At 31.4% G+C, this 16,661-nt stretch carries 21 protein-coding genes, 1 pseudogene and 1 riboswitch; of the genes and pseudogenes, 15 read left to right on the top strand and 7 right to left on the bottom strand.

Annotation, left to right across the window (positions count from 1 at the left end):
* Nucleotides 1–336, top strand: a 336-nt coding sequence (locus LQ693_RS04375) for an integrase core domain-containing protein (RefSeq protein WP_239703072.1), incomplete at its 5' end; no start/stop codon positions are given.
* A gap of 336 nt (nucleotides 337–672) precedes the next feature.
* Here the strand turns inward: LQ693_RS04375 and LQ693_RS04370 are convergent.
* Both LQ693_RS04370 and LQ693_RS04365 read right to left on the bottom strand, forming a co-directional pair.
* The gene (locus LQ693_RS04370) at nucleotides 673–1,170 is read right to left on the bottom strand and encodes a P-loop nucleotide/nucleoside kinase family protein (RefSeq protein ID WP_103361430.1); all 498 of its coding nucleotides are present in this window, start codon (nucleotides 1,168–1,170) and stop codon (nucleotides 673–675) included.
* Between the two features lie 88 nt (nucleotides 1,171–1,258).
* A complete protein-coding gene (locus LQ693_RS04365) occupies nucleotides 1,259–1,678 on the bottom strand; it encodes a YolD-like family protein (protein WP_232339593.1) in 420 nt (139 codons plus the stop codon).
* 257 nt (nucleotides 1,679–1,935) lie between these two features.
* On the opposite strand from LQ693_RS04365, the gene comGC reads away from it, so the two are divergent.
* The 9 genes from comGC to gcvPB all read left to right on the top strand — a co-directional run bounded on the left by comGC (nucleotide 1,936) and on the right by gcvPB (nucleotide 8,126).
* Nucleotides 1,936–2,202: a competence type IV pilus major pilin ComGC gene (gene comGC, locus LQ693_RS04360; RefSeq protein WP_119594349.1), complete on the top strand. Its 267-nt coding sequence runs from the start codon at nucleotides 1,936–1,938 to the stop codon at nucleotides 2,200–2,202.
* The gene (gene comGD / locus LQ693_RS04355) at nucleotides 2,180–2,629 is read left to right on the top strand and encodes a competence type IV pilus minor pilin ComGD (RefSeq protein WP_259339431.1); all 450 of its coding nucleotides are present in this window, start codon (nucleotides 2,180–2,182) and stop codon (nucleotides 2,627–2,629) included. The genes comGC and comGD overlap by 23 nt, the downstream gene beginning before the upstream one ends.
* Nucleotides 2,613–2,894 (top strand): competence type IV pilus minor pilin ComGE, encoded by a 282-nt coding sequence (gene comGE, locus LQ693_RS04350; protein WP_107566175.1) that lies wholly within the window; start codon nucleotides 2,613–2,615, stop codon nucleotides 2,892–2,894. The genes comGD and comGE overlap by 17 nt, the downstream gene beginning before the upstream one ends.
* A complete protein-coding gene (locus LQ693_RS13805) occupies nucleotides 2,869–3,024 on the top strand; it encodes a prepilin-type N-terminal cleavage/methylation domain-containing protein (protein WP_481817256.1) in 156 nt (51 codons plus the stop codon). The genes comGE and LQ693_RS13805 overlap by 26 nt, the downstream gene beginning before the upstream one ends.
* Nucleotides 3,000–3,299, top strand: a complete 300-nt coding sequence (locus LQ693_RS04345) for a competence type IV pilus minor pilin ComGF (RefSeq protein ID WP_239703073.1) — start codon at nucleotides 3,000–3,002, stop codon at nucleotides 3,297–3,299. Before LQ693_RS13805 ends, LQ693_RS04345 begins: the two co-directional genes overlap by 25 nt.
* A 234-nt stretch (nucleotides 3,300–3,533) precedes the next feature.
* Nucleotides 3,534–4,022 (top strand): shikimate kinase, encoded by a 489-nt coding sequence (locus LQ693_RS04340; RefSeq protein WP_037588260.1) that lies wholly within the window; start codon nucleotides 3,534–3,536, stop codon nucleotides 4,020–4,022.
* Between the two features lie 16 nt (nucleotides 4,023–4,038).
* A riboswitch (glycine riboswitch) is annotated at nucleotides 4,039–4,134 on the top strand.
* Between the two features lie 80 nt (nucleotides 4,135–4,214).
* A complete protein-coding gene (gene gcvT / locus LQ693_RS04335; RefSeq protein ID WP_103361425.1) occupies nucleotides 4,215–5,303 on the top strand; it encodes a glycine cleavage system aminomethyltransferase GcvT in 1,089 nt (362 codons plus the stop codon).
* A gap of 11 nt (nucleotides 5,304–5,314) precedes the next feature.
* A complete protein-coding gene (gcvPA, locus tag LQ693_RS04330) occupies nucleotides 5,315–6,658 on the top strand; it encodes an aminomethyl-transferring glycine dehydrogenase subunit GcvPA (protein ID WP_119594061.1) in 1,344 nt (447 codons plus the stop codon).
* Nucleotides 6,651–8,126 carry an aminomethyl-transferring glycine dehydrogenase subunit GcvPB gene (gene gcvPB, locus LQ693_RS04325; protein WP_037588250.1) on the top strand — a complete coding sequence of 492 codons (1,476 nt, stop codon included), beginning with the start codon at nucleotides 6,651–6,653 and terminating at the stop codon, nucleotides 8,124–8,126. The genes gcvPA and gcvPB overlap by 8 nt, the downstream gene beginning before the upstream one ends.
* A gap of 232 nt (nucleotides 8,127–8,358) precedes the next feature.
* Here the strand turns inward: gcvPB and istB are convergent, their stop codons facing one another.
* From istB to LQ693_RS04310, 3 genes and pseudogenes are all read right to left on the bottom strand, one after another.
* The gene (gene istB, locus LQ693_RS04320; RefSeq protein WP_239703074.1) at nucleotides 8,359–9,123 is read right to left on the bottom strand and encodes an IS21-like element helper ATPase IstB; all 765 of its coding nucleotides are present in this window, start codon (nucleotides 9,121–9,123) and stop codon (nucleotides 8,359–8,361) included.
* Nucleotides 9,116–10,370: pseudogene (gene istA, locus LQ693_RS04315) on the bottom strand (IS21 family transposase). Before istA ends, istB begins: the two are co-directional and overlap by 8 nt.
* A gap of 335 nt (nucleotides 10,371–10,705) precedes the next feature.
* On the bottom strand, nucleotides 10,706–11,086 hold the full coding sequence (locus tag LQ693_RS04310; protein ID WP_025904950.1) for a rhodanese-like domain-containing protein: 381 nt from the start codon (nucleotides 11,084–11,086) through the stop codon (nucleotides 10,706–10,708).
* A 120-nt stretch (nucleotides 11,087–11,206) separates the two neighbouring features.
* Between LQ693_RS04310 and LQ693_RS04305 the strand changes: the two genes are divergently transcribed.
* Nucleotides 11,207–12,037: a lipoate--protein ligase family protein gene (locus LQ693_RS04305; RefSeq protein WP_103361420.1), complete on the top strand. Its 831-nt coding sequence runs from the start codon at nucleotides 11,207–11,209 to the stop codon at nucleotides 12,035–12,037.
* 27 nt (nucleotides 12,038–12,064) lie between these two features.
* Here LQ693_RS04305 and LQ693_RS04300 read toward each other — a convergent pair whose 3' ends face one another.
* Nucleotides 12,065–12,277, bottom strand: coding sequence for an SA1362 family protein (locus tag LQ693_RS04300; protein ID WP_025904948.1), 213 nt, complete (start codon nucleotides 12,275–12,277; stop codon nucleotides 12,065–12,067).
* Between the two features lie 55 nt (nucleotides 12,278–12,332).
* On the bottom strand, nucleotides 12,333–12,923 hold the full coding sequence (locus LQ693_RS04295; RefSeq protein ID WP_103361419.1) for a hypothetical protein: 591 nt from the start codon (nucleotides 12,921–12,923) through the stop codon (nucleotides 12,333–12,335).
* A gap of 99 nt (nucleotides 12,924–13,022) precedes the next feature.
* Between LQ693_RS04295 and LQ693_RS04290 the strand changes: the two genes are divergently transcribed.
* The 4 genes from LQ693_RS04290 (at nucleotide 13,023) to accC (ending at nucleotide 16,652) form a co-directional block, all read left to right on the top strand.
* The gene (locus LQ693_RS04290) at nucleotides 13,023–14,078 is read left to right on the top strand and encodes a M24 family metallopeptidase (RefSeq protein WP_107565199.1); all 1,056 of its coding nucleotides are present in this window, start codon (nucleotides 13,023–13,025) and stop codon (nucleotides 14,076–14,078) included.
* Nucleotides 14,079–14,103: 25 nt separating this feature from the next.
* Nucleotides 14,104–14,661, top strand: a complete 558-nt coding sequence (gene efp / locus LQ693_RS04285; protein ID WP_025904945.1) for an elongation factor P — start codon at nucleotides 14,104–14,106, stop codon at nucleotides 14,659–14,661.
* Nucleotides 14,662–14,842: 181 nt separating this feature from the next.
* A complete protein-coding gene (gene accB, locus LQ693_RS04280) occupies nucleotides 14,843–15,292 on the top strand; it encodes an acetyl-CoA carboxylase biotin carboxyl carrier protein (RefSeq protein ID WP_103361417.1) in 450 nt (149 codons plus the stop codon).
* 1 nt (nucleotide 15,293) lies between these two features.
* Complete coding sequence (gene accC / locus LQ693_RS04275; RefSeq protein ID WP_103361416.1) at nucleotides 15,294–16,652, top strand: acetyl-CoA carboxylase biotin carboxylase subunit; 1,359 nt, start codon at nucleotides 15,294–15,296, stop codon at nucleotides 16,650–16,652.
* The last annotated feature ends 9 nt before the right edge of the window (nucleotides 16,653–16,661 follow it).

Below are 16,661 nucleotides of genomic sequence, written 5' to 3'. Positions count from 1 at the left end.
AATGAGACATTAAAACAACTTCAATTGGAACCAGGTACTATATTACATAGTGATCAAGGAAGTGTGTATACTTCTTATGAATACTATGCCCTATGTACAGAAAAAGGCATTACCAGAAGCATGTCCCGTAAGGGAACGCCAGCTGATAATGCCCCAATAGAATGTTTTCATGCCTCTCTAAAGTGTGAAACATTCTACTTAAACAGTGGGCTTAGAAGCTCTAATACCATTGTAATAGATATTGTCGAAAATTACATTGAAAACTATAATAAAGTTAGAATTCAACAAAAACTAGGCTGCTTATCCCCTATAGAATATAGGAAATTAGCAGCCTAGAAAATAGTGTTTTTATTGTGCTCCCTTAGTAAGGGTGCAGTGCCATGAATAGGTGGGCTTTTTTTATGCTATAATTTAATTAGGCGGAAGAGGTTAGAAGTATATAGCCACCCATATTACAGGGTGGTCTTTTTATTTTTACTGCTTTTATCGTTATTAAATAAAAAGTGGTAAAGTAGTTGGAATATGATACAAACCACCGGTATAAGTAGGTAATATTCTGCTGGAAGTACATATACTAAAATTAGACATAAAATTAGAAAGGGAACCATTAGAATATAATACCTTTTGTCTTTAAACATTTAATCACCTTATAGAGATAGTGTACTTTATTTATTAATCATTGCTATTTATTTCTAGAATATTTAATCCTTCCAATTCCTTTGGTTCCTCGAAGAATGAAGTGAGATAATTGAAAGTAGATTCAGTATCAAAATTATTCCTTTCTGGTTCCTCTAGTTGTCTTATTTTTAGGTGTTCTAAACATTTTTTGTTATCAACATTTATATATATAAGTTTATGATAGGCATTTATTTCATTAGCTATATTTAATAACCATCTTCTTTGATTTTTGGTGTTTCCTGGAAAGTCCATAACTACATCTGTCCCAACACACAATATATTCTGTACATGTTTTTTTATCAAAGGTTTTATTTGTTTTGACAAATTTTGATAATCTTCTATTGTCTTAATTTTATTTGGATACAGACTTTCAAGCCATTCGTCTTCTGATAATAAAACTGCATTTTTTTCGTTCGTTAATTGTTTTGACATTGTTGTTTTTCCAGCACCCATTTTACCTGTGAAAAAATATAAAGTTCCTAAATTATTCATATTGAATCTACTCCTAAATGTTTTTGGATTATAATAGTTTTTACTTTAATATACACTTTATCATAAATGTACTGTAAATATGGTGCTTTTACTCTATCTCCACAATACAATCCATACTCAATAATACTTTCTCGCCATTCTCTAGTACCTCTAACTTATTCCTTTCACTATCAAACTTATTAATCTCACATTCAATCGTTTTGTAGTATCCATTTTCCCAATACTTAATCGTTGCTGGTGGATCATAAAATAATTTTTGAGCCAACACATCGTTCAAATCACGTAACGCTAATTCATCTAAGATAGGTTTATCTGTCTTACTTTGGTCTTTAATATGCTGATTAATAATTTCGTATTGTTGTGGCACACTAGCAAATGGCGCCCACTTAATCATCTTACGTCCCTCTGGGATATTACTGTTTAGATACTTTTTAGGTATTTTTCTATAGTCCGTTTCATATTTATATGGTTCGGGCATACCAGGGTTAATGATTTTCAATTTAAACACCTCACGTATAATTAGTAGTTTAATTATACGAACAAATGTTCTGTTTTCTAAAGCGATGTTTAACTAAAATATTGACCACATATATAATTGTCAGAAAACTCAACACAAAGAGATTATAGATATTAAAAAGTAACATATTGACCACAGGGAAATAATAAAACGATGAATAAAAATAAATATAATTTTTTAGTTATTCCTGCAACAACAGTACTTCGAATGTAATAGAATATATAGCGTTTATCGTTACTATAATTGAAATGTTAATAGTTCTTCTAATAATAAGTATATTATTGGTGATCATCATACCAAACATTAGCAAGCAATCAGAGACGGTAAAAAGTACTGGATGTCAGGCTCAAGTGAAGATGGTTGCTGGACAAATAGAAGCTTATACATTGAAGCACGATGCTAAACCAAATTCTATAAATGATTTAGTAAGTGATGGTTATATTAATCAAAAGCAACTGACATGTAAATCAGGTGAAACAATTACACTTGAAAATGGTGAAGTTGTTGCACATTAATGTTAATAAAGGTTTTACGCTGGTGGAAATGATTATTGTGTTATCCATCATCAGTATTATCTTTATGGTGACAATGTATTTATCTATAAACGCATTGGCTCGTAGTGGATTAAACAATGGCATAGATGATTTTGAAACTAAGCTAGAGTTCTTAGAAACGAAATCTCTATCACAAAAGCAACCTATATTAGTTTGGTTTAAACCTAATTCAGATAAAATATTTTATCAAATTGAGAAGAATCAGATTCAATCCATATCGCTCTATAAAGGTCGTATTTCTAAAAATAATGAGTTTACGACATTAGTTTTTGATGGAGAGGGTAATATTAACCAATTTGGTACTTTAAAAGTGGAATTTAATGAAAGAAAGTATCATGTTATTTTTCGCATCGAGAAAGGGAGATATAGAATTGTTGAAACGACATGATGGGTATGTGTTTATAGATTTTATGTTGTCTATTTTTATCATAATGCTATTGAGTGGGACATTACTGCCTTTAGTTACAACATTAAATGAAAATATCACTCGAGAACACGATAGAATAAAGCTTTATCAAATGCTTTATCAAACTGTGCAATCAAAATCTATCGAACCAAAATATGATGTAAAGAGATATAAATATTTAGAGTTTAATACAAAAGTTTGTATGAAAGATGAATTGAAAAATGAAAAAATATGTATTGAAAAATAGTAAAGGCTTTACGATGATAGAAATGCTACTGTCATTATCTTTTTTATTAATTATATTAGCTTTAATCCCATTGCTCATTAAGAGTCTTTATTTAAAGATAATGCAATGGATCATACACATTTTGAATTGATGATGTTCAGAAAAGAACTCTCCGATGAAATAAAAGAGAGTACTATAAAATTAGACAACGCTTATAACAGGATTAAATTCATAAATGAAACACGTTCTACAGAATTCACATTATTAAATGGAAAGATAATAAAAACTATAAATGGCCGAGGTAACATCACTTTGGTTAATAATGTGAAGACTTTTCAAGTAGATAAAATATCTAACGAAACGTTTAAAGTATTTATTATTATAAGAAAAGGCGATAAAGAAATACTTGAAGAAATTTATATCTAATGATGCTGGTTTTATTTTACCGTTATTACTTGGAATATTATTTATATATAGTTCCTTTTTGTCATTTTACTTAGTACAATATAGCTTTAAGCTTAATACTTATCACAATTTAGAGCAATACTATGTACGTGAAATAAAAATTATGATAAATAAATAATTTTAAGCTTTTTATTTTCTGAATAATGAGATAGAATAAAGTTTAAGTTGAAATGAAACAACTGAGGAGTAGATTTAATGTCAATCGTATTAATTGGATTTATGGGTGTTGGCAAAACAACTATCGGAAATTTGTTGAGCGAACATTATGATAAAAGTTTAGTAGATATAGATACTTATATCGTTGAAACAACTCAATTACCAATCCCACAAATTTTTGAAAAATATGGTGAAAAACATTTTAGAGATTTAGAGTATCAGGCTTTAAAAAAATGGATTGACCAAGATGTGATTATTTCAACTGGTGGCGGTATTGTAGAATCAGAATTATGTAAAGAATTATTAAAGCAAAATGACAATACTTTTTGGTTAAAATGTGATGTCGAAATTCTATTTAATAGAATTAATCATGATAATAACAGACCGAATGCTAACGGAAAGTCATTAAATGAATTAAAAACCTTGTATTCAAAACGAGAATTAAGTTATAATGAAATCGCATTCAAGCATATTGATGCTAACAGACCTAGAGAAGTAGTTGCAAGTGAGATTATTGAATCTCTATAAGCTTAAATATTTGCGAATGATCAAAGTTAGAGAGAATGAATGATATATTCATCGCCGAAGGAGCAAGCCAGATTTGAGTGAATCTCTCAGGCAAAAGGATAACTTTGTGACGCATTCCTGAAGAGCACTTCAACAGGGTAGCGAAAGCTACCCTGTTTTTTTATTATACATATTCAGAAGGGGAGAGTTATGATGACGACAGATTTAAAACAAACACCTTTGTATCAAACTTATATAGATCAAGGTGCTAAAGTAATTGATTTTTCTGGATGGGCTTTACCAGTCCAATTTTCAAGTATTAAAGAGGAGCACAATGCAGTAAGAAATCATGTAGGTATTTTTGATGTAAGTCACATGGGTGAAATTCTCGTTACAGGTGAAGAAGCGGATCAGTTTATTCAATACGCATTAACGAATGATTCAACATTATTAACAGATAGTAAAGCTCAATATACAACACTATGTAACCAAGATGGCGGCGTGATTGATGATTTAGTTGTTTATAAATTAGACGACAAAGTTTATTTCTTAGTTGTCAATGCAGGTAATACAGATAAAGACTTCGAATGGTTAAAATCAATTAAAGATTTTAATGTAAATGTTGAAAATAAATCTTCTGAATATGGCCAATTAGCAATCCAAGGTCCAGAAGCACGCGAACTAATTCAAAAATTAGTCAGTGATGATGTATCAGAAATGAAGATGTTTGAATTTAAACAAAATGTAACACTATTCGGGAAAGAAGTTATATTATCTCAATCTGGATACACAGGTGAAGATGGTTTTGAAGTTTATTGTGCCGCTGCAGACACTAAAGCAATTTGGGATGGTTTTATAAACGAAAATGTTGTTCCATGTGGTCTTGGTGCACGCGATACATTAAGACTTGAGGCTGCATTACCATTACATGGCCAAGATTTATCTGAACAAATCACACCATATGAAGCTGGTATTGGATTTGCTGTTAAACCATTAATTGAAGATGACTTTATAGGCAAAGATGTATTAAAAGCTCAAAAAGAAAATGGCGCTCCAAGAAAATCAATCGGTATAGAAATGATTGATAAAGGCATACCAAGAACAGATTATGCAATTCTAGATACTGATGGTAATGAAATTGGTTATGTAACTTCTGGAACACGGTCTCCTTCAACTGGTAAATCAATTGCTATGGGATTAATTGAGAAGGGTGCATTTGAATTAGATAAAGAAATTTTAATACAAGTTAGAAAAAGACAAGTAAAAGCTAAAATTGTTAAAAAATCATCATTTAAATCATAGGAGTGAATAAAATGGGTCACCGCTATATACCTTTAACTGAAAAAGATAAATCTGAAATGTTAGATGTCATTGGTATTCAATCTGTAGACGAATTATTTACGGATATACCTGAATCTGTAAGGTTTAATAAACCATTAAATATTAAAGAAAAGAAAGCTGAAACGCCTTTATTACGTGAACTATCTCAAATTGCGAATAAAAATATTACAAGTGAGACACATGCTTCATTTTTAGGCGCTGGCGTATATGATCACTATATTCCAACTGTTGTAGATCATGTTATATCTCGTTCAGAATTTTATACTGCTTATACACCTTATCAACCAGAAATTTCACAAGGTGAATTACAAGCTATTTTTGAATTTCAAACTTTAATTTGCGAACTAACTGGTATGGATGTAGCTAATTCATCTATGTATGATGGTGGAACTGCTTTTGCTGAGGCAGCTGTTCTTGCAGCAGGTCATACTAAGAAGTCAAAAGTAATTGTATCTAAATCTGTACATTATCAATCTATAGAAGTACTTAAAACATATACTAAAGCACAAGATATTGAAGTAGTTGAAGTTGATTTAGACGGTAGTGTAACAGACTTAGAAAAGTTGAAAGCAGTTATCGATGACGATACAGCAGCAGTATGTGTTCAATATCCTAACTTCTTTGGTTCTTTAGAAGACTTAGAGGCAATTAAACAGTTAATCGCAGATAAAAAAGCTTTATTTATTGTATCAAGCAATCCATTAGCACTTGGTTTAATTACACCTCCTGGAGAGTTCGGTGCTGATATTGTTGTAGGTGATGCACAAGTATTCGGTATTCCAGCACAATATGGTGGACCTCATTGTGGTTATTTTGCATCTACTAAGAAACTTATGAGAAAACTACCAGGACGTTTAGTTGGTCAAACGCAAGATGAAGATGGCAATAGAGGCTTTGTTCTTACGTTACAAGCACGTGAACAACATATTAGAAGAGATAAAGCGACATCAAATATTTGTTCTAACCAAGCTCTAAATGCTTTAGCAGCATCAGTTTGCATGAGTGCTTTAGGTAAGAATGGTGTGTTTGAAATGGCTAAACTTAACATGGAAAAGACAACTTACATGAAACAAAAAATGCAAGAAGCTGGATTTGATGTGTTAGAAGGTATTTCATTCAACGAATTTGTTGTTAAATTTAACAAACCTATAAGTGAAATCAACGCTGAATTACTTGAAGAAGGTATTATTGGTGGATTTGACTTAGGTTTTATAGACGAAGCATTAAACAATCATATGTTAATTGCAGTAACAGAATTAAGAACAAAAGAAGAAATCGACACATTTATCAAAAAAGTAGGTGAATACAGTGCGTAAACCATCAAGCGAATTAATATTTGAAAGATCTAGAAAAGATAGATTTGCATATTCTTTACCTGAAAAAGATGTTGAAACACAAGATGTTCAAGATCTTTTAGGAGATAAATTTACAAGAAAACAAAAAGCAGAATTACCAGAAGTTAGTGAATTAGATTTAATGCGCCACTACACTGAATTATCTAATAAAAACCATGGTGTAGATACTGGATTCTATCCTTTAGGTTCATGTACGATGAAATACAATCCTAAAATTAATGAAAAAGTCGCTAGAATGTCTGGCTTTGCAAACGCACATCCATTACAAGATGTTTCAACTGTTCAAGGCTCATTAGAAATCATTTATGATTTACAAGAACATTTAAAAGAAATTACGGGTATGGATGAAGTAACACTTCAACCTGCAGCAGGTGCGCACGGTGAATGGACTGCTTTATTAATGATTAAAGCTTTCCACGAAGCAAATGGCGATTTCAATAGAACGAAAGTTATCGTTCCAGACTCAGCTCACGGTACGAATCCAGCTTCTGCAAAAGTAGCAGGTTTCGATACAGTAACTGTAAAATCTAATGAAAAAGGATTAGTTGATATCGAAGACTTAAAACGTGTAGTTGGAGACGACACAGCTGCTATCATGTTAACTAACCCTAACACATTAGGTTTATTCGAAGAAGATATTTTAGAAATCAGAGAAATCGTACACCAAGCAGGTGGTAAACTGTATTACGATGGTGCTAACTTAAATGCAATTATGAGTAAAGTTAGACCTGGGGATATGGGGTTTGACGCTGTTCACTTAAACTTACACAAAACATTCACAGGACCTCATGGAGGCGGTGGACCTGGTTCAGGACCAGTCGGTGTTAAAGCAGATTTAGTACCATTTTTACCTAAACCAACAGTAGTTAAAGAAAATGATACATTTAAATTCGAACATGATATGCCACAATCTATCGGAAGAGTTAAACCATTCTTCGGTAACTTCGGTATCTATTTAAGAGCTTATACTTATATTAGAACGATGGGACCAGATGGATTAAAAGCAGTTTCAGAAACAGCTGTATTAAATGCTAATTACATGTTGAGAAGATTACAAGATCACTTTGATACACCATATACACAACACTGTAAACACGAATTCGTAATCAGTGGTTCAAGACAGAAAAAACTTGGTGTAAGAACATTGGATATTGCTAAACGTCTCTTAGACTTTAACTTCCATCCACCAACAATTTACTTCCCAATCAACGTGGAAGAATGTATGATGATCGAGCCAACAGAAACAGAATCTAAAGAAACTTTAGATGCATTCTGCGATACGCTTATTCAAATTGCTAAAGAAGCAGAAGAAACTCCAGAAGTTGTATTAGAAGCACCACATACAACTGTCATTGGTCGATTAGATGAAACACAAGCAGCAAGAAAACCAGTACTTAAATTTGAATTACTAAAAGAAGAAAAAGCATAATAAAAAGCGTCTTGGTCGTAATTTCTAAATTAAAATAAATAACATCTCATTCCTTATATTCAAATAGGGTAATGAGATGTTTTTTTATTTGAAAATATTAGATGGTTAGACAACATGTGAGTTAAAGCCCACATTAACTCACTAGATTGAGAAAGATGTGAGTTAAAGACAACTGTAAATGTCAACGTAAAAATGTACATAATTGATTGTTTAACAATGTACAAAATTGATGTTATGTCTTGTCACTTTCTCTCGGTATGTGGTTTTTTAATCGGTATGATTTACCTGTAATTTTAACGACATTTGAGTGATGTAAAATCCTATCTAAAATAGCGTTTGCTATTTTAGGATCCTCAAAAACTTCGTTCCATAAATTAAAATTTATGTTAGTTGTAAATATCGTGCTCTTCTTTTCATATCTTAAATCTATTAGTTGGAAGAATAATTTGGCTTCTTCATTATCAATTGGTAAGTAGCCAATTTCATCAATAATTAACAGTTTGTATTTACCATAATGTTTGATTCTGCTTTCTAACCTGTTCTCTATCTGTGCTCTTTTTAAATTCTGAATGAGATCGTGACACTTTATAAAATAGGTACTGACTCTTTTTTTAGCTGCTGCCATGCCTATGGCTGTGGCTAAATGTGTCTTACCGACACCACTAGAGCCTAAAAATACAATGTTTTGATAGTTTTCTATAAAGCGTAAATTCGAAAAATCTAATAGTTCTTGTTTGTTAATCGATGGTTGAAAGGAAAAATCAAAATCTGATAGTTCTTTTTTGAATGGGAAAGCTGCCACTTTAACCATTGACTCAATCATATTTTCCTCTTTAACTGCGATTTCATAATCACTCAATTTTACTAATGTATCAATAAATGACATTTCATTTTTAATGCTGAAGTCTATGACTTCATCTAAATGATTGATCATTCGATTCATTTTTAGATATTCTAAATTTTCTTTTAATCGTCTATAATTTGTTGAATTACTCATCATAAAGCTCTCCTATCGTTTTTAAATTATCTAATGCAATTTGATCAATATCATTATGATTTCCACAGGAAATCGCTAAAGTTTCTAGATAATGCTGCTTTTCATAATTTAATTTACGGCGTGTGATAGGGTGTTCTACGATTAATTTGGTGTTATAATATACATGTAATATTTGATCATAAATTTGAACTTCAACTGTTTTTACGCAATATTTAGCTGGTACTGAATATTGATTGGTCTGATATGTAATCATATTAGAACGGTTGACTTTCAAGTATTTATGTTTCACTTTATATGAGTTTCTTACATGTACATGTGGTAGTGTCTGTAAGGAACTCTTTTCTTTTTCCAATTCAATTATCGGTATTTTACCAGTACCTACATGTACAGAATAATTTAATCGATCGTTTAAATTTGAAATAAATGATGGAATCTCATTTAAATATAGTTCTCCTTGATATGCATGTATCTCATCCAATATCTTCATAATAGACTCGACTTTCCCTTTTGTTCTTGGTCTACCAGCGACACATGGTCGTACCTTAAATCCAAAATCATCAGCGAATTGCTTAAATCTACGATTGATTTGTCCACTTGAATACTCTGTTCTTGGTTGTGTCATTACAGTCTTCATATTGTCAGTTATAAGTTCTTTAGGCACACCTTCAATCGTTTCAAAAGCATTGACTAATAAATTATGTAATACTTCGCTTGATTTACTCATCGTAACTTGCATAATTTTGAATCTAGAATATGATAAAAGTAATACCCCCAATATTCAATGATACTTCTTGATTATCTTTAGTCCTAAATCTTATATCTTCTTTCCAGTCAAATTGTGCTTGATAACCAGGACTTGTTTCAAATCTAGTTGTGCCACTTGGCGACAACTTGTGCTTTCCTTTTTTAAAATACACATTTAATTCTTCATGTCTTGTGATATAAGCCCTAAAAGTAGAATATGCACATTCAAGTCCATGATTATCTTTTAAGTATTGCCATAATATTCGTTTATAGTAGAACTTTTGTTCACATTCATCAGACAATAACCTTTTAATTTCCTCATAATAATTATCTATTAGAGAAAATCTATTTCTTTTTTTGCTTGGCAGGTAACCATTTAGGTACTTATCAACCGTTCTTCGGTCTACACCCATCTGCCTTGCGACTTCACTCTTGTTTATTTTCATTTTTAAGCTCTCCATTATTATTTTAAAATCCTTTTTTATATTTAACGATAATTTCATTAATAATCACCTCAATAAAATTATCGCTAATTTATAAGTGTTGTACATACTTAAACAAGCAAAAGTGTACATTCTTAAACTATCATTTCCAGACAACATTAACTCACGAGATTGGGAAACATGTGAGTTAAAGGCAACATTAACTCACGAGATTAGGAAACATGTGAGTTAAAGCCAACATAAACACACAAGATTGAGAAACATGTGGGTTAAATCCAACATTAACCCACGAGATTACAAAACATGTGAGTTAAAGCCCACATTAACTCACGAGATTAATCTTTTATAAATTAAAAAGCGTCTTGGTCGCATTAAACGATCAAGACGCTTTAATTTTATTTAGATTTAACTTTACCAGTCCATTTTTTATAGCCGCCTTTAAGCATGAATAATTCAGTGTAACCTTTTTTCTTCATCATTCTAGCAGCTCTATAACTTGCTACGCCATTTGCGTCACAAAAATATATAGGTTGGTCTTTACGTAAACCTTGATATCTTGTACGAAATACACTCATCGGTATATTTCTTGCCCCGATAATATGACCATAGTCAAAATCAGCCTTTTCACGCAAGTCTATAACTTGTGCCTTTCTTAATCCCTTATGGAATTCATTTTGATCTAATTCTTTTACTGCGCGCTTATTTAATGAATAGTTAATTGCCATATAAATGATAATCAAGACTAGGACTATGAGCGCGATATACCAATAATTCATGGTCTGATTCCTCCCAATTCAAGTCGATACCCTTATTATAAGATTTCTTGTGAGATTTATCAAAATTTTTTTGCTAAAATAGAAAAGTACATAAGAATTAATTGAATAGGAGTTTTAATTGTGAAAGAAACTTGGCACTTTATAAACACGAAATCGAATAATCCATATTATAATATGGCAGTTGATGAAGCACTTATGAATTTTGTGAGTAGAGGAGAAATAGATCCGGTTATTAGATTTTACACATGGGATCCAGCTACGTTATCAATTGGATATTTTCAAAAACTATCTAAAGAAATTGATATTGAAAAAGTAAAAGAAAAAGGTTTTGGACTTGTAAGACGTGCTACAGGAGGTAGAGGTGTCTTACACGATAAAGAGTTAACTTATAGCGTCATCGTTCCAGAATCGCATCCCAATATGCCTAAAACGGTAACTGAAGCATATAGAGTCATTTCAGAAGGATTATTAGAAGGATTCAAGTCGTTAGGGTTTGATGCATACTTTTCAATTCCAAAGACAAAAGAAGAAAGAGATAAACTTAAGACACCACGTAGTTCAGTTTGTTTTGATGCGCCAAGTTGGTATGAACTTGTTGTAGAAGATAGAAAAATAGCAGGAAGTGCCCAAACACGTCAAAAAGGCGTTATCTTACAACACGGTTCAATATTACAAGATATAGATGTTGATGAATTGTTTGATATGTTTATATATAGAAATGATCGACTAAAAGATAAAATGAAAGCTGCATTTACAGATAAAGCAGTTGCTATCAATGATTTATCAGATAAATACATCACTATAGAAGAAATGGAAACAGCATTTTATGAAGGATTCAAAAAAGGTTTAGATATTGAATATAAACCACTTGAATTTACTGAAGAACAGCTTGCTGAAATTAAACAATTAGAAGAAAAATATAAATCAGAAGAATGGACTTATAGAAAGTAAAAAAAAGAGACTATTGAAGTCTCTTTTTTATCTATTTCTACGCTTTTGTTTGCGCATGGCTTTTTTATATTTTCGTTGATCTGGCGTTAAAAAGAAGAAATAGTAAATTAGATAGATGATTAATCCGAATATGATAAATGAGACAATCATACGAATGAAGCCCATGATAAAGAAATCAAGATTCATAATTAATCCAAAAACTGCTATAGCAATAATTAAATAGAATAAAACATTTTTCATAAAATCTCACCTTAAATTATTAGTCTATTTAATATAGCACATTTTATGTATAATCTCACTCAATTTGACCTATCTCTTTGTCTAATCCATGAAGCTCATCAATAGCTTTTTGAATATCTTTTTTATCCTTTTTATTGTAGGCATCATTTAAATCTTTAAACACTTTTTCAAAACTTGTTGATAGCTTTAACATGCTTTTATGAAGAGATTTATAATCTTTAGGAATAGTTTTACCTTTCATTTCATCTTTATATCTATCTGTAATGTTTTCTTGATCGTGATAAATATTTTCTAATTCATTTTTAGTATGTTCATCATCGAATTTTGAAGTTACATTTTTCTTAATTTTGTTATAACTCGCTATATTCGTTTTCGTTTCATTTACAAATTTTGTAGATGACTTTAAATATTGAGTTGTAAACTGGCTAGACGATTCTTGTTCATTTTGTTTAATTTTACTTTTAACACTATTTTCTTTTTGTTTATATGTTTTGTTTTTATCTTCTAAATCTAATACTTCTTGTTTTAATTTTCGATTATCACTTTTTAATGATGACTTCTTTTCTTCAAGTTGTTGAACTTTATCATTTCCACACGCAGATAAGACAACTGTACTTGCCATGATTGTTATAATTGTTTTTCTCATGTTTATTTACTCCCAATGTTTTACTGTGAAAAAATTTCGATATGTATGATATTATTTTAATGTATATAGATTTATTGTACAAATAGAAAGGGGATAATTATGAAAATTAATAAATTAAGAGAAGTCATGAATCAAAAAGGTCTTGAAGCAGTTGTAATTCTATCACCGTATAACAGAAGATATCTTTCTGGATTTACAGGGACAAGTGGTAGTCTACTAATTACACAAGATAAATCCCTTTTAATTACAGACTTTAGATACATTCAACAAGCGAATGATCAAGCTCAAGATTTTGAAGTTATTAATCAAGAAGGACCAATGTTAGGTAAGATTAATGAACTGATAAAAGAAGGTCAATATAAAAACGTTGGCGTTGAAACACATTTAATTACTTATAATGAATATCAAGCATTAAATACAGATGCAGTTGAACTTTCTTCTATTGAAGGTGTCATTGAAACAATCAGAATGATTAAGAACGAATTTGAAATTAAACAAATTCAAAAAGCAGCTGACATTGTAGATGAAACATATGAGCACATTTTAAAATGGGTTAAACCAGGCATGACTGAAAATGAAGTGAATAATGAAATGGAAATGTTCATGAGAAGTAAAGGTGCAACATGTTCTTCATTTGATACGATTGTTGCTTCTGGCCACCGTGGTGCATTACCGCATGGTGTAGCAAGTAATAAAGTTATCGAAGAAGGAGATATGATTACATTAGACTTCGGTGCACTTTATGAAGGATACGTTAGTGATGTTACGAGAACATTCGCAATTGGTGAACCTAAAGAAGAAATGAAGAAAATTTATAATATAGTTTTAGAAGCACAATTAGCTGCTTTAGAACAAATTAAACCGGGGATGACTGGTAAAGAGGCAGATACAATTGCAAGAGATGTTATTAAAAGTTATGGCTACGGTGAACAATTTGGTCACTCATTAGGACATGGCATTGGGTTAGAAGTACATGAAGGTCCAGCATTGTCTCAAAAATCTGATATCGTACTTGAAGAAAATATGTGTATCACATTAGAACCAGGTATTTATGTAGATGGTTTAGGTGGCGTTAGAATAGAAGATGACGTATTAGTTACAAAAAATGGCTTACAGCGCTTTACTAAATCTTCAAAAGACCTTATTATTTTATAAGAAGGTATAAATAGGAGGAAAATGAATGATTTCAGTTAATGATTTTAAAACAGGTTTAACAATTAAAGTTGATAATGGTATTTGGAAAGTTATGGACTTCCAACACGTAAAACCAGGTAAAGGTGCGGCATTCGTACGTTCTAAATTAAGAAACTTAAGAACTGGTGCAATCCAAGAGAAAACTTTTAGAGCCGGTGAAAAAGTTGAAAAAGCTCAAATCGATAATCGTCGTATGCAATATCTATATGCTAATGGTGATAGCCATGTGTTCATGGATAACGAAACTTACGATCAACTAGAATTACCTGGTGATAAACTAGAATATGAACTTAAATTTATTAAAGAAAACATGGAAGTTCAAATCCAATCTTACGAAGGTGAAACAATTGGTATTGAATTACCAAATACAGTTACACTTCAAGTAACAGAAACTGAACCTGGTATTAAAGGTGATACAGCAACTGGTGCAACTAAACAAGCTACAGTTGAAACAGGTTATAGTTTAAACGTACCGTTATTTGTTAATGAAGGTGATTTACTTGTCATTAACACTACTGACGGAAGCTACGTATCAAGAGGTTAATATTAAACATTAAAATGAGGCCGGGACAGTAACTTGTGTCCTGGCCTTAATCATTTTAGTTAAATTATAAATGTATCTTATTTACATTTATAATTAAATATTAAAATCTCTTGAATTGGTATGACCACTAAAGTAAAATGTATGAAGTGTAACGTATTAGAATTTAAAAGGAGTTTTTCAAATGAACTTAAAACAAATTAAAGAACTAGTTGATGTGTTAGATAATTCTTCTTTAACTGAAATTGATATTAATGATAAAGATTTTAAACTAACTTTAAAAAAAGATATTAAACAAGAAATCATTTATAGCCAAGGTGCAACAAATGTCGTTGCAGAACAACCCCAACAAGCAACTCAAGCTACACCACAACAAAATGTTGAACAAGAAGCACCAAGTGGTTTAACAATTAATGCGCCAATGGTTGGTACATTCTATAAATCACCATCTCCTGATGAAGGTCCATACGTTCAAGTAGGTTCACGTGTAGAAGCTGATACAACTGTATGTATTTTAGAAGCAATGAAATTATTTAATGAAATTCAAGCAGAAGTTTCTGGTGAAATCACTGAAATATTAGTTGAAGACGGACAAATGGTAGAGTATGGCCAACCGTTATTCAAGGTGAAGTAATATGAAAAAAGTATTAATTGCAAATAGAGGGGAAATTGCAGTAAGAATCATTAGAGCTTGTAGAGAATTAGACATACAAACGGTCGCAATTTATTCAGAAGCTGATAAAGATGCATTACATACTCAAATAGCAGATGAAGCTTATTGTGTTGGACCGACACAATCTAAAGATTCATACCTTCATGTTCCTAATATTATTTCAATTGCAAAATCAACAGGTTGTGACGGTATCCATCCTGGATATGGATTCTTAGCTGAAAACAGTGATTTTGCTGAAATGTGTGAAGCATGCCAAATTAAATTTATTGGACCTAGTTATCAATCTATTCAGAAGATGGGTATTAAAGACGTTGCGAAAGAAGAAATGATCAAAGCGAACGTACCTGTTGTTCCTGGTAGTGATGGTCTAGTAGATACAGTAAGAATTGCTAAGAAATGTGCGAAGAAAATTGGTTATCCCGTTATTATTAAAGCTACTGCCGGTGGTGGTGGTAAAGGTATCCGAATTGCACGTAATGAAGAAGAACTTGTAACAGGTTTTAGAATGACACAACAAGAAGCTGAAACAGCATTTGGTAATAAAGGTTTATACTTAGAAAAGTTCATCGAAAACTTTAGACATATTGAAATTCAAGTAATGGGTGATTCAGAAGGTAATGTTATACATCTTGGTGAACGTGATTGTACGATCCAAAGACGTATGCAAAAATTAGTAGAAGAATCGCCATCACCAGTCCTTTCTGAAGAAATGCGTAAAGAAATGGGTGAAGCGGCCATTAGAGCTGCTAAAGCCGTTAATTATGAAAATGCTGGTACAATTGAATTTATTTATGATTTAGATGCTGAAACGTTCTATTTCATGGAAATGAATACGCGTATTCAAGTAGAACATCCTGTTACTGAGATGGTTACTGGAATGGATTTAGTTAAACTTCAACTTAAAGTAGCAAGTGGTGAAACATTACCTGTTACACAAGATGAAGTTGACTTGAGTGGACATGCGATTGAATTTAGAATCAACGCAGAAAGCCCATTTAAGAATTTCATGCCATCACCAGGTAAAATTAATCAATATTTAACACCAGGTGGATTTGGTGTGCGTATTGATTCAGCTTGTTATACAGGATATACGATTCCGCCTTATTACGATTCAATGGTTGCGAAGCTAATTGTTCATGGTAAAGATAGAACAGATGCAATTCAAATCGGTAAAAGAGCTTTATCAGAATTTTTAGTTGCTGGCATAGATACTACGATCCCATTCCATTTAAGATTGTTAGAAAATGATGTATTTGAATCAGGTGATTTTAATACCAATTTCCTAGAGATTCATGATATTATAAATAATGAAGACAAATAGGGAGGGATT

It is taken from the genome of Mammaliicoccus sp. B-M6 (genome assembly GCF_022386965.1).
Taxonomy (GTDB): Bacteria; Bacillota; Bacilli; order Staphylococcales; family Staphylococcaceae; genus Mammaliicoccus; species Mammaliicoccus sciuri_A.
Note: the sequence above shows the minus strand (reverse complement) of the source record. Positions and strands in the feature narration are given on the sequence as shown.

Excerpts from the sequence above, each read along its gene's own strand:
- LQ693_RS04310 (WP_025904950.1), bottom strand. The coding sequence starts at position 11,086 with ATGAATTATTGGTATATCGCGCTCATAGTCCTAGTCTTGATTATCATT.
- gcvPA (WP_119594061.1), top strand. The coding sequence starts at position 5,315 with ATGGGTCACCGCTATATACCTTTAACTGAAAAAGATAAATCTGAAATG.
- LQ693_RS04345 (WP_239703073.1), top strand. The coding sequence starts at position 3,000 with ATGGATCATACACATTTTGAATTGATGATGTTCAGAAAAGAACTCTCC.
- comGC (WP_119594349.1), top strand. The coding sequence starts at position 1,936 with ATGTTAATAGTTCTTCTAATAATAAGTATATTATTGGTGATCATCATA.
- LQ693_RS13805 (WP_481817256.1), top strand. The coding sequence starts at position 2,869 with ATGAAAAAATATGTATTGAAAAATAGTAAAGGCTTTACGATGATAGAA.
- LQ693_RS04290 (WP_107565199.1), top strand. The coding sequence starts at position 13,023 with ATGAAAATTAATAAATTAAGAGAAGTCATGAATCAAAAAGGTCTTGAA.
- LQ693_RS04300 (WP_025904948.1), bottom strand. The coding sequence starts at position 12,277 with ATGAAAAATGTTTTATTCTATTTAATTATTGCTATAGCAGTTTTTGGA.
- accB (WP_103361417.1), top strand. The coding sequence starts at position 14,843 with ATGAACTTAAAACAAATTAAAGAACTAGTTGATGTGTTAGATAATTCT.
- gcvT (WP_103361425.1), top strand. The coding sequence starts at position 4,215 with ATGACGACAGATTTAAAACAAACACCTTTGTATCAAACTTATATAGAT.
- LQ693_RS04370 (WP_103361430.1), bottom strand. The coding sequence starts at position 1,170 with ATGAATAATTTAGGAACTTTATATTTTTTCACAGGTAAAATGGGTGCT.
- LQ693_RS04295 (WP_103361419.1), bottom strand. The coding sequence starts at position 12,923 with ATGAGAAAAACAATTATAACAATCATGGCAAGTACAGTTGTCTTATCT.
- comGD (WP_259339431.1), top strand. The coding sequence starts at position 2,180 with ATGGTGAAGTTGTTGCACATTAATGTTAATAAAGGTTTTACGCTGGTG.
- efp (WP_025904945.1), top strand. The coding sequence starts at position 14,104 with ATGATTTCAGTTAATGATTTTAAAACAGGTTTAACAATTAAAGTTGAT.
- accC (WP_103361416.1), top strand. The coding sequence starts at position 15,294 with ATGAAAAAAGTATTAATTGCAAATAGAGGGGAAATTGCAGTAAGAATC.
- LQ693_RS04340 (WP_037588260.1), top strand. The coding sequence starts at position 3,534 with ATGTCAATCGTATTAATTGGATTTATGGGTGTTGGCAAAACAACTATC.
- istB (WP_239703074.1), bottom strand. The coding sequence starts at position 9,123 with ATGAGTAATTCAACAAATTATAGACGATTAAAAGAAAATTTAGAATAT.